This is a genomic window from Pauljensenia hongkongensis, from assembly GCF_001746855.1.
Taxonomy (GTDB): Bacteria; Actinomycetota; Actinomycetes; order Actinomycetales; family Actinomycetaceae; genus Pauljensenia; species Pauljensenia hongkongensis.
In genome coordinates this window covers 451960-463497 of the sequence record NZ_CP017298.1, presented here as the reverse complement: position 1 = coordinate 463497, position 11538 = coordinate 451960, and the positions used below count along the sequence as shown (strand labels likewise).

Below are 11538 nucleotides of genomic sequence, written 5' to 3'. Positions count from 1 at the left end.
GCCCGCGGGGAGCGCCACCGACATCGACGAGCGTCGGCGCGAGCGGGCGCGCGCGAAACGGAGGCTGGCCCTCACGCGCACGGCCTCGGTCCTGGGCGCCCTCGCCGCCGTGGCGCTCGTGGTGTGGGGGGTTTTCTTCTCCCCGCTCTTCGCCCTTTCGGCGTCCAGCGTGCGCGTGAGCGGCGTGGAGGGGACGTCCGTGGACGCGGCGCGCATCGCCTCGGCCGTCGCCGCTTTCGAGGGCACGCCGATCACCCGCCTGGACACGGGGAGCGTGCGCGAGGCCGTCATGGCGGATGTGGCCGTCAAGGACGCCGTCGTCTCGCGCAGGTGGCCGAGCGGGCTGATGATCGAGATCACCGCGCGCCGGGGCGCCATGTACGAGGCCGGGGGATCCGGCTACGCGCTGGTGGACTCCGAGGGCGTCGCCTTCGCCACGGCCGACGCCCCGCCCGCGGGGCTGCCCCTGGTGTCGCTGCCGGAGGGGGACCGCCAGCAGGCGGCCGCGGACGTCCTGGAGGCGTGGGACGCGCTGGACGGGGGAGTCCGCCAGGAGGTGGAGTCCCTGGCCTCGGACGGCGCCCAGGTGACGATCGCCCTGCGGGGCTCCAGGACTGTGAAGTGGGGCACCAGGGGGCAGGCGGTCCCCAAGGCCCAGGTGCTGGCGGCTCTGCTGGCGCAGAGGTCGGCCTCGACCTACGATGTGTCGGTCCCGGCGCGGCCGGTGACCAGTTAACACGCGGGTCGGCCGCGTGTTGTCTTGAAGACGGGGGCACGGGGCTCTACCGTCTTCCCGACATACAGCACGTACAACATCAACCTTCCACTAGAGGTTGAAGGTTTGATGCAAGGGAGACATCCATGGCTTCGCCGCAAAACCACCTGGCAGTGATCAAAGTCGTTGGCGTCGGCGGCGGTGGCGTCAACGCCGTCAACCGCATGATCGAGGTCGGGCTCAAGGGCGTGGAGTTCATCGCCGTGAACACCGACGCCCAGGCGCTGCTCATGTCCGACGCCGAGACGAAGCTCGACATCGGCAGGGAGCTCACCCACGGCCTCGGCGCGGGCGCGGATCCGTCGGTCGGGCGCAAGGCCGCCGAGGACCACGTCGAGGAGATCACGGCTGCCCTCGACGGCGCGGACATGGTTTTCGTCACGGCGGGCGAGGGCGGCGGGACGGGCACCGGCGCGGCCCCCGTGGTCGCCAAGATCGCCCGACAGGGCGGGGCCCTCACCGTCGGCGTCGTCACGCGGCCCTTCTCCTTCGAGGGGAACCGCCGCGCGGCCCAGGCCGAGACCGGCGTGGAGACCCTGCGCGGCGAGGTCGACACCCTCATCGTCATCCCGAACGACAGGCTGTTGGAGATCTCGGAGCTCAACATCTCCGTGCTCGACGCCTTCAAGGCCGCCGACCAGGTGCTGCTGTCCGGCGTGCAGGGGATCACCGAGCTCATCACGACCCCCGGCCTCATCAACGTCGACTTCAACGATGTGAAGTCCGTCATGAAGGACGCCGGCAGCGCCCTCATGGGCATCGGCGCTGCCACCGGCGAGGACCGCGCCACCCGGGCGGTCGAGACCGCGATCTCCTCGCCGCTGCTGGAGGCCTCCATCGACGGCGCCCACGGCGTGCTCATGTTCTTCCAGGGCGGCTCCGACCTCGGACTGCGCGAGATCTACGACTCCTCGCAGCTGGTCCGGGAGGCGGCGCACCCCGAGGCGAACATCATCTTCGGCAACGTCATCGACGACTCCCTCGGCGACGAGATCCGTGTCACCGTCATCGCCGCGGGCTTCGACGACGTCGTGGCGCCCCCCGTCTCGCACACCGCGACCATCCCGGCGGTCCCCGCGATCCAGAAGGCCCCGGGGGTGTCCTCCCTGCGCCCGGCCCCCGCCTCCGACGGGGGCCGCGAGTCCGGCACCCTGGGCGACATCCCCGCAGTCAACCTGCGCCGCAACGCCCAGCACCGCGCTGAGACCCCGGCTGTGCGCTCCGCGCCGACGACCAGGCCGGTCCCGGTCGAGGTCCCGGCCGTCGCCGAGTACGCCGAGGAGCCCTCCGAACCGGCGTCCTTCGAGGTCCCCCGGGTGTTCGAGGATCCGGCGGAGAAGGAGCTCGACATCCCGGACTTCCTGCGCTGATGCGCTCCCTGGCCCCCCTCGGCGGTGCCCGGGTCTTCCTCACCGAGGCGGACCCGGGCACCGGCCCGCTCGTCGGCAACGTCTCATTGGGCGTCGGCGACGACCCGGAGGCCGTCCACGCGCGCCGCCGCTACCTGTCCGCGCGCCTGGGCGCTCCGATCGTGTGGATGGACCAAACCCATTCGAGCGACGTGGCCGTGGTCGGCCTGGGGGAGATGGGGCCGATCATGCGCGCCGGAGGCGCCTACGCCCCCCTGGACAGCCGCTGCGAGGGCGAGTACGGGCCCGTTCCGGCCGACGGGGTCGTCATCGACGCCCGGGGGTGGGAGGGCGCGCCCGCGCTGGCCGTCATGACCGCGGACTGCCTGCCCGTCGTCCTGTCCGCAGACGGGGGCCGCGTCCTCGCGGCGGTGCACGCCGGGCGCAGGGGGTTCCTGTCCGGCATCCTCGTCGCGGCGGTCCGCGCTATGAGCGGCTTGTGCGCCGAGGCCCCCGCCGCCCTCATCGGCCCCGCCATCTGCGGGCAGTGCTACGAGGTCCCCGGATCCATGCGCGACGAGGCGGAGGCGGAGGCGGAGGGCATCGGCTCGCGGACCCGGTGGGGGAGCGCCGGCCTCGACCTGCCGGGGGCGGCGCGCCGCCAGCTCGAGGCCATGGGGTGCCGGGTCGCGGTCGATCCCCGTTGCACCCTGGAGGACGCCTCGCTATTCTCCTTCCGGCGCGACAGCGCCTGCGGGCGCCAGGCGCTGGTGGTCGCCGCCGCCTGAGTGTGGCGACATGCCGCCCGGGCTGCGCGGACTCGGGCCGACCTGGCATTAGTTTGTGCATATGCGATCGGCGAAGGAGGAATAATGAGCGAATCGTTCGGTGCGCGAGCGCGCAAGTTCATGGGGTGGTACTCGCCCGATGCCGAGGACGACGAATTCGATGACTACGACGACATGGAAGAGGTTGCCCCCGTGGCCGACATCACACCAGCGACCCGTCCTTCCCTGGCGCCGGTCCGCCGTCCCGAGCCCATCCCCTCCGAGGAGCTCTCGCGCATCCTCCCCGTGCACGCCACCGCGTTCTCCGACGCCCGCGTCATCGGCGAGGCCTTCCGCGAGGGCACGCCCGTCATCCTCGACCTCACAGACGTGAGCTACGAGGAGGCCCGCCGCCTCGTCGACTTCGCCGCGGGCCTGACCTTCGGACTGCGCGGGGTGCTCGAGAGCGTCACCGACCGCGTCTTCCTGCTGTCCCCGAAGAACGTCGAGATCCCGGGCGAGGCCATGGGCGCGCGCCGTGGCGCCCTGTACAACCAGGGCTGAGGCCGACGGTGTCCGTAGCCGTCGCGTGGGCCGCGCACTCCGTCTACGTGATCGCGAACCTCTACCTCCTCGTGCTCCTGGTCAGAGTGGGCCTGGACTGGGCGAGGTTCTTCGCCCGCTCGTGGCGCCCCTCGGGGGCGGCGCTGGTCCTGGCGAACGCGGTCTACACGCTCACCGATCCGCCGCTGCGCTTCCTGCGGCGCTTCATCCCGCCCCTGCGGTTGGGCTCGGGGATGAGCGTGGACATCGGGTTCGTCGTCCTGTGGGCCGTGATCATCGTCATCCAGCGGTTCGCGGCCGCCTTCGCCGTCGTCGCGCTATGACGGGCCCTTCCGCAGCGGCGGCCGGACTGGAACACCGCGCCACGGGGGTGATGTGTGTTGCTAGTGTGACGATTTCGGATATTATTCACGTGATGTGTAAGCGGGCGGCCCCCATTCGGTCGTCCAGGAGCGCTGCAGTAAGAACCGCGGTGCCACCAACCCATACGACCGAAAGGCGATGAAATGGCCCTGCTCACCACTGAGGACGTCCTCAACAAGAAGTTCCAGTACGTCAAGTTCCGCGAGGGCTACGACCAGGTCGAGGTCGACGAGTTCCTCGACGAGGTCGTCTCCACGATCTACGCGCTCCAGATGGAGAACCAGGACCTCAAGGAGAAGCTCGAGGCCGCCGAGCGGCGCGTCGCCGAGCTCAGCGACGGCGAGTTCAAGGCCCCCGCGCAGTCCGCCGCCCCCGCGGTTCCCGAGCCCGCCGCCGTCCTGGCGGCCGGCGCCCCGGACGCCGAGTCCGCCACCTCGATGCTCGCCCTGGCCCAGCGCGTCCACGACGAGTACGTGCGCGACGGCGAGGAGCAGTCCGCCAAGATCATCGCCGACGCCAATGCCAAGCGCGACGAGATCATCGCCGACGCCCAGAAGCAGCACGAGACCATCCTCACCCAGCTGGACCAGGAGCGGGAGCTGCTGGAGAACAAGATCAACGGCCTGCGGACCTTCGAGTCCGAGTACCGCTCCAACCTGCGCGGACACCTCGAGTCGCTGCTCGCCGAGGTCGGCTCGGACGGCGACAACTGAACCCGGCCCGCTCCCCGCTGGCGGTGGCGCACGCGCGGCGCCGCCAGCGGTTACACTGAGCCCCATGCCCTCACGCGCCCCCAACCGCAACGCGGTGTGCCTGGCGGTCCTGTTGCTCGCCGTCGCCGCCGACCAGATCACCAAGTGGTGGGCGCGATCCGCCTTGGCCGACGGGCGCTCCATCGCCCTCGTCGGCCGGTTCCTGCGCCTCGAGCTCGTGCGCAACCCCGGCGCGGCGTTCTCCGTCGGATCAGGGCGGACGTGGATGTTCACCGTCCTCGCGGTCGTGATCCTGGGCGCGATGGCCTGGCTCTACCGGCGCTCCGCCGACACCGCCACGCGCGCGTCCATCGCCCTGCTGGCGGGCGGCGCCGTCGGCAACCTCATCGACCGCCTCTTCCAACCCCCTTCCTTCGGACAGGGCCACGTCATCGACTTCATCGGCTACGGCGACTGGTTCGTCGGCAATGTGGCCGACATCTGGATCGTGGTGGCAGCCGCCGCCTTGGTCCTCTCCCTGGCGCGCGAGGGCGGCGGAGGCGCCGCCGCCCATGCGGGGAAGGACTCCGGGGGCGGCGCGGCGGAGCAGGCCGACGGCTCCACGGAGCGCGGGGGCGCCCCGGAGGCGCCCCCTGCGGCAACGGCGGGCGGCGCCGATGGGTGAGGGCCGCCTGCTCCCCGTGCCCGACGCCCTCGTCGGGGAGCGCGTGGACGCCGCCCTGTCGCGCATGCTCGGGATGAGCCGCTCGAAATGCGCTGACCTGGCGGCCCAGGGCGCGGTGACCCTCAACGGGCGGACCGCCGGCAAGTCCGACCGCCTGGGCGCCGCCGACATCATCGGGATCGACATGCCCGACCCGGCCGTCAAGGCGGTCCCCGTGACCGGGATGGACATCCTCTACGACGACGAGGACATCGTCGTCGTCGACAAGCCCGTCGGGGTCGCGGCGCACACGGGCCCCGGGTGGGAGGGCCCGACGGTCCTGGGCAACCTCGCCGCCGCGGGCTACCGCATCACCACCCACGGCCCGCCCGAGCGCCAGGGCATCGTCCACCGCCTCGACGTGGGCACCTCCGGGGCCATGATGGTCGCCAAATCCGAACTCGCGTACTCCGTCATGAAGCGGGCCTTCAAGGAGCGCACGGTCACGAAGGTCTACCACGCGGTGGTCGCCGGGCACCTGGACCCGGCCTCGGGCACCATCGACGCGCCCATCGGCCGCCACCCCTCGCGGGAGTGGCGCATGGCGGTCATCGACGGCGGGAAGCGCGCCATCACCCATTACGACACCCTGGAGATGATGGCGGGCGCGTGCCTGGCCGAGATCCACCTGGAGACCGGGCGCACCCACCAGATCCGCGTCCACATGGCGGCCGTGGGGCACCCCTGCGTGGGCGACGCCTTCTACGGCGCGGACCCGGGCCAGGCCGAGCGGCTGGGCCTGGTCCGCCAGTGGCTCCACGCCGTCGAACTCTCCTTCGCCCACCCGCGTACGGGAGCGCCGACGACGGTGCGCAGCCCCTACCCGTCCGACCTCGCCGCCGCCCTCGAGGTCCTGCGCCACCCCTGAGGGCCCGGTGGGCGCGTCCGGGCCGGCGCGCGCGGCCGGTGGCCCGCGCCTGCGGCACGTAGAATCGGACCATGGCGTCTGACCCCTTCGTGCACCTCCACAACCACTCCGAGTACTCCATGCTGGACGGAGCGGCGAAAACGCAGGCGATGGCCCAGGAGGCTGCCCGCCTCGGCCAGCCCGCCATCGGCCTGACCGACCACGGGTACCTCTTCGGGGCCTACGACTTCTACACGAACTGCGTGTCCGCGGGTGTCAAGCCCATTATCGGCCTCGAGGCCTACGTCACCCCCGGGACATCGCGCTTCGACCGCCACAAGGTCACATGGGGCGAGCCGTGGCAGCGCTCCGACGACGTCAGCGCCGGCGGCTCGTACAACCACCTCACCCTGATCGCCTACAGCACCCAGGGCATGCACAACCTGTTCCGCCTGGGGTCCTACGCCTCGACCGACGGCCAGTTCGGCAAATGGCCCAGGGCCGACAAAGAGCTGCTCGCCAAGTTCCACGAGGGGCTCATCGTCTTCACCGGCTGCCCCTCGGGCGCGGTCCAGACCCGCCTGCGCCTGGGGCAGTGGGACGAGGCCGTGGCAGAGGCCGCCGAACTGCGCGACATCTTCGGTCCCGAGAACTTCTACGTCGAGGTCATGGACCACGGCATCGACATCGAGAGGCGCGTCCACTCCCAGGTCCTCGAGATCGCGCGCCTGATGAACGCGCCCCTGGTGGCCACCAACGACTCCCACTACGTGAAGAAGGAGGACCGCAAGATCCAGGACGCCCTCCTGTGCATCAACTCGGGGGCGCGCATCAACGACCCCGACCGCTTCAAGTTCGACGGCGACGGCTACTTCATCCGCTCCTCCCAGGAGATGCGCGAGCTGTGGAGGGAGCTGCCCGGCGCCTGCGACGCCACCCTGGAGATCGCCGAGCGCTGCGACGTCCGCTTCACCACCACGAAGGAGGGCGCCAACTACATGCCCGACTTCCCCGTCCCCGAGGGCGAGGACAAGACCTCCTGGTTCGTCAAGGAGGTCGAGCGGGGGCTCAACGACCGCTTCCCGGGCGGCATCCCCGACGACGTGCGCGAACAGGCGCAGTACGAGGAGGACGTCATCATCTCGATGGGCTTCCCCGGCTACTTCCTCACTGTCGCCGACTACATCAACTGGGCCAAGTCCCAGGGGATCCGCGTGGGGCCGGGGCGCGGCTCGGGCGCGGGCTCGATGGTCGCCTACGCGATGAAGATCACAGAGCTGAACCCCTTGGAGCACGGGCTGATCTTCGAGCGCTTCCTCAACCCGGAGCGCATCTCGATGCCCGACTTCGACGTCGACTTCGACGAGCGCCGGCGCGACGAGGTGATCGCTTACGTCAAGCGCAAGTACGGCGAGGACCGCATCAGCCAGGTCGTCACCTACGGGACGATCAAGACCAAGCAGGCCCTCAAGGACTCGGCGCGCATCCTGGGCAAGGACTTCAAGATGGGCGAGCAGCTCACCAAGGCGCTGCCCCCCGCCATCATGGGCAAGGACATCTCCGTGGCGGGGATCTTCGACCAGGGCGACAAGCGCTACGGGGAGGCCGCCGAGTTCCGCAAGTTCTACGAGGACAACCCCGACACCCACGAGGTCGTCCAGTACGCCCTCGGCCTGGAGGGGCTCACCAGGCAGTGGGGCGTGCACGCCTGCGCGGTGATCATGAGCTCCCACACCCTCACCGACATCATCCCCATTATGAAGCGCCCCCAGGACGGGGCCATCATCACCCAGTTCGACTACCCGACGTGCGAGACGCTGGGCCTGCTGAAGATGGACTTCCTGGGCCTGCGCAACCTCACGGTCGTGTCCGACGCGCTGGAGAACATCGCGATCAACGGGAAGGAGGACCCCGACCTCGACCACATCCGCTTCGACGACGCGAAGACCTACGAGCTGCTGGGCCGGGGCGACACCCTGGGGGTCTTCCAGCTCGACGGCGGCGGCATGCGCGACCTGCTCAAGCTCATGAAGCCCGACAACTTCGAGGACATCTCCGCCGTGGGCGCCCTGTACCGCCCCGGCCCCATGGGCGCGAACTCGCACACGAACTACGCGCTGCGCAAGAACGGGCGCCAGGAGATCACGCCCATCCACCCGGAGCTGGCCGAGCCGCTCGAGGAGATCCTGGGGACGACCTTCGGTTTGATCGTCTACCAGGAGCAGGTCATGCAGATCGCCCAGAAACTGGCGGGCTACACCCTGGGGCAGGCCGACATCCTCCGCAAGGCGATGGGCAAGAAGAAGAAGGAGGTCCTGGACCAGCAGTTCAAGGGCTTCCGCCAGGGGATGGTCGACAACGGCTACTCGGAGGAGTCCATCAAGGCCCTGTGGGACGTGGTCGTCCCCTTCTCCGCCTACGCGTTCAACAAGGCGCACTCCGCCGCCTACGGCCTCGTGTCGTACTGGACGGCCTTCCTCAAGGCGAACTACCCGACCGAGTACATGGCCGCCCTGCTGACCTCGACGAAGGACAACAAGGACCGCCGCGCCCTGTACCTGGCCGAGTGCCGCCACATGGACATCACCGTGCTGCCCCCCGACGTGAACGCCTCGATGGGCAACTTCGCCCCTGACGGGGAGGCCATCCGTTTCGGACTCAGCGCCGTCCAGAACGTCGGCGGCCCCGTGGTCGAGGCGATTGTGGGCGCCCGCGAGGAGAAAGGGCGCTTCGCCTCCTTCCAGGACTTCCTGGACAAGGTCCCGCAGGTCGTGTGCAACAAGCGGACCATCCAGTCCCTGATCCGGGCGGGTGCTTTCGACTCGATGGGGCACACGCGCAGGGCGCTGCTGGCGCGCTGCGACGAGGCCGTGGACGCGGTCATCGACGTCAAGCGCAACGAGGCGATCGGCCAGTTCGACCTGTTCGGCGGGCTCGACGACGGCGCGGGCGGCTCCTCGCTGGCGATCGACATCCCCGACCTGCCCGAGTTCGACCGGAAGCAGAAACTGGCCGCCGAGCGCGAGATGCTGGGGCTGTACGTCTCGGACCACCCGCTGCGGGGCCTGGAGGGGGCGCTCGCCCGCCACCAGGACTACGAGATCGCGCAGGTGGTGGGCTCGGAGGGGGCCATGGCCGACCGCGTCGTCAAGATCGCGGGCCTCGTGTCGGGCGTGACGACGAAGGTGACGAAGCAGGGGAACGCGTGGGCGATCGCCACCATCGAGGATCTTTCGGGTTCGGTGGAGGTCCTCTTCTTCCCCCGCGCCTACGAGTCGATCTCCACCTACCTCGCCCAGGACGCGATCGTCGGCATCGAGGGCAAGGTCAATGTGCGCGACGAGGGGATGGCGGTCTACGGGCAGTCGATGACACTGCTCGACCTGTCGAGCGAGTCGGACGCGCCGCTGGACCTGCGCCTGCCCGCATCGCGGTGCACGGCCAAGCTGCTGACGGACCTCAAGGGCGTGCTCGAGTCCTACCCGGGCGCCTCGCCGGTGCGCCTCCACGTGAGGGAGCCCGGGCGCGAGACCGTGGTCGAACTGGATCCCCGCTACCGCGTGGCGCAGACGAACGCGTTCTTCAGCCACATCAAGGCGGTCGTCGGCGCGGGCGGGGTCATCGGGCGCTGAGGGGGGCGCTCTCTAGTCGGCGGAGCCGACGCGGGCGGCGCAGACCCCCCAGGGGGCGTCGACCTCGACGAGGTCGCCGGGGGAGAGGCGCCGGCCCCGGCGGACCTCCGTGGCCCCGTTGACGCGCACATCGCCTCCCTGGACGAGTCCGCGGGCCTGCGCGCCGTCCTCTGCCAGGGCGGCGAGCTTGAGGAACTGGCCCAGGCGGATCTGCCCGCGTACGGGGATCTCCGGCGTGTCCGTCACAGTGTCTCCTTTTCAGCGGTGGCACCATTGTTGCATTTCGCGCGCCGATGCGTCACAAGTATCCTGGACCCAACGATTACTGAGGAGGAGCCGTGGGCGTCCACGACGACGACATCGATGCCGAATTCGCGAGCCTGGTGGCCCGGATGGGGGACCCCGCCGAGGCGGGGGGCCCGCCAGGACCCGCCCGCGGCCCCGACGACACGCCGGTCGACGAGTCATTGCACCTGGACGGGGGGAGGCTGTCGGTCGCGCTGGTCCTGGCCCCCATCGCCCACCCCGAGGTGCTGCACTCGCTGCTGGCGCTGTCGGACGTGCGCGAGTCGGTGGTGCGGCTCAAACCGTGGACCGCCGTGTGGCTGCGCGTGGAGACGACGCCCACCGACGAGGAGGAGCTGGACGTGCTGCTGACGGGCACCCGCCCGATGCCGGACGCCGTCGACCGCGTCGCCCGCGCCGTGTCGGGCCTGTCGAAGTACGGGGCCGTCGCCCTCATGTCCTGGCTGGTCGAGGGGGACGGCGTGGAGCCCGGAGTGTCCGGGCGTATCTCGGCCCAGCGCTACGTGGCGGGCGAACCGGAGGAGACGATCCCCGCTGGGCTGCTCATGGGGTCGATGCCGCAGGCCACCGAGGATCTGCTGCTCGGCCGGACGACCCCCGCCGACTACCCGGACTCGGTGAGCGCCGAGGGGGCGCGCAGGGGCGGGGGCCCCTTCGGATGGTTCAAGAGGAAGAAGTGAGCGCGCGCGGATTCACCGTCCTGCCCGCCGTGGACGTCACAGGCGGCGCGGCGGTGCGCCTGAGCCGCGGCGTGGTCGACTCAGGCGCCTCCTGGGGGCCCCCGGCCCAGGTCGTGCGCGCGTTCGCCGGGGCGGGGGCCGCGTGGGTGCACCTGGTCGACCTCGACCGCGCCTACGGGCGCGGAGACAACGACTCCGTCATCCGCGAGACGATCAGGGGCGCCGGAGTGGAAGTCGAGCTGTCGGGGGGAGTGCGCGACGCCCAGTCGCTGCGCAACGCGCTGGAGATGGGCCCCGCGCGCGTCAACATCGCCACCCAGGCGCTGGCGGACATGGACTTCGTGTGCGGCGCGGTGCGCGACCTCGGCCCGCGCGCGGCGGTCTGCCTCGACGTCGAGGGCGAGCGCCTCAGGGCCCGCGGCGGCGGGCGCGGCGGGGGGCTGTGGGAGGCCATCGACGCCCTCAACCGCGCCGGTGCGCGCCTGCTCGTCGTCACCGACGTCCACAGGGACGGCATGATGGCCGGGTCCAACATCGAGTTGCTCCAGCGCGTCAGCGGAGCCACGGACGCGGGGATCCTCGCCTCGGGGGGCGTGGACTCCCTCGACGACCTGCGCGCCCTGGCGGCCGTCGACGGAGTCGAGGGCGCCATCGTCGGCAAAGCCCTCTACGAGGGCGCCTTCACCCTGGAAGAAGCGCTCGAGGCCGTGCGGGAGGCACGGCAATGAGCGGGGGAACGGGGCGGGCCGAGCCGGGGCCCAGCGATGAGCAGAGGGCCCGCCTGGCCGCCAGGCTGGCGATGCCCGCCCGCGACCGGTCCGACGCGGGCCAGGCCATGG

At 70.8% G+C, this 11538-nt stretch carries 12 protein-coding genes; 11 read left to right on the top strand and 1 reads right to left on the bottom strand.

The annotated features are described in order from the left end of the window. The 9 genes from BH719_RS01945 to dnaE form a co-directional block, all read left to right on the top strand. Positions 1-736, top strand: a 736-nt coding sequence (locus BH719_RS01945) for a cell division protein FtsQ/DivIB (protein WP_009743052.1), incomplete at its 5' end; no start/stop codon positions are given. A 125-nt stretch (positions 737-861) separates the two neighbouring features. Next, positions 862-2145: a cell division protein FtsZ gene (gene ftsZ, locus BH719_RS01940; RefSeq protein ID WP_009743051.1), complete on the top strand. Its 1284-nt coding sequence runs from the start codon at positions 862-864 to the stop codon at positions 2143-2145. Continuing rightward, positions 2145-2912 carry a purine nucleoside phosphorylase YfiH/LACC1 family protein gene (locus tag BH719_RS01935; RefSeq protein WP_009743050.1) on the top strand — a complete coding sequence of 256 codons (768 nt, stop codon included), beginning with the start codon at positions 2145-2147 and terminating at the stop codon, positions 2910-2912. The genes ftsZ and BH719_RS01935 overlap by 1 nt, the downstream gene beginning before the upstream one ends. 84 nt (positions 2913-2996) lie before the next feature. Beyond that, a complete protein-coding gene (locus BH719_RS01930; RefSeq protein WP_009743049.1) occupies positions 2997-3455 on the top strand; it encodes a cell division protein SepF in 459 nt (152 codons plus the stop codon). Between the two features lie 8 nt (positions 3456-3463). Further along, on the top strand, positions 3464-3778 hold the full coding sequence (locus tag BH719_RS01925) for a YggT family protein (RefSeq protein WP_009743048.1): 315 nt from the start codon (positions 3464-3466) through the stop codon (positions 3776-3778). Positions 3779-3961: 183 nt separating this feature from the next. After that, the gene (locus tag BH719_RS01920) at positions 3962-4531 is read left to right on the top strand and encodes a DivIVA domain-containing protein (RefSeq protein WP_009743047.1); all 570 of its coding nucleotides are present in this window, start codon (positions 3962-3964) and stop codon (positions 4529-4531) included. Positions 4532-4595: 64 nt separating this feature from the next. Continuing rightward, entirely contained in the window at positions 4596-5195 is a 600-nt protein-coding gene (gene lspA / locus BH719_RS01915; RefSeq protein WP_009743046.1) for a signal peptidase II, read from the top strand. After that, positions 5188-6102, top strand: a complete 915-nt coding sequence (locus BH719_RS01910) for an RluA family pseudouridine synthase (protein ID WP_009743045.1) — start codon at positions 5188-5190, stop codon at positions 6100-6102. The genes lspA and BH719_RS01910 overlap by 8 nt, the downstream gene beginning before the upstream one ends. A gap of 71 nt (positions 6103-6173) precedes the next feature. Then, positions 6174-9713 carry a DNA polymerase III subunit alpha gene (dnaE, locus tag BH719_RS01905; protein ID WP_009743044.1) on the top strand — a complete coding sequence of 1180 codons (3540 nt, stop codon included), beginning with the start codon at positions 6174-6176 and terminating at the stop codon, positions 9711-9713. 12 nt (positions 9714-9725) lie between these two features. On the opposite strand, the gene BH719_RS01900 is transcribed toward dnaE, so the two are convergent. Further along, on the bottom strand, positions 9726-9959 hold the full coding sequence (locus BH719_RS01900; RefSeq protein WP_009743043.1) for an RNA-binding S4 domain-containing protein: 234 nt from the start codon (positions 9957-9959) through the stop codon (positions 9726-9728). 92 nt (positions 9960-10051) lie between these two features. Here BH719_RS01900 and BH719_RS01895 point away from each other — a divergent pair, with 92 nt between their 5' ends. Together BH719_RS01895 and BH719_RS01890 are read left to right on the top strand one after the other, a co-directional pair. Then, a complete protein-coding gene (locus BH719_RS01895; RefSeq protein WP_009743042.1) occupies positions 10052-10699 on the top strand; it encodes a hypothetical protein in 648 nt (215 codons plus the stop codon). Continuing rightward, positions 10678-11427, top strand: coding sequence for a HisA/HisF-related TIM barrel protein (locus tag BH719_RS01890; RefSeq protein ID WP_050790607.1), 750 nt, complete (start codon positions 10678-10680; stop codon positions 11425-11427). The genes BH719_RS01895 and BH719_RS01890 overlap by 22 nt, the downstream gene beginning before the upstream one ends. Positions 11428-11538 lie beyond the last annotated feature (111 nt).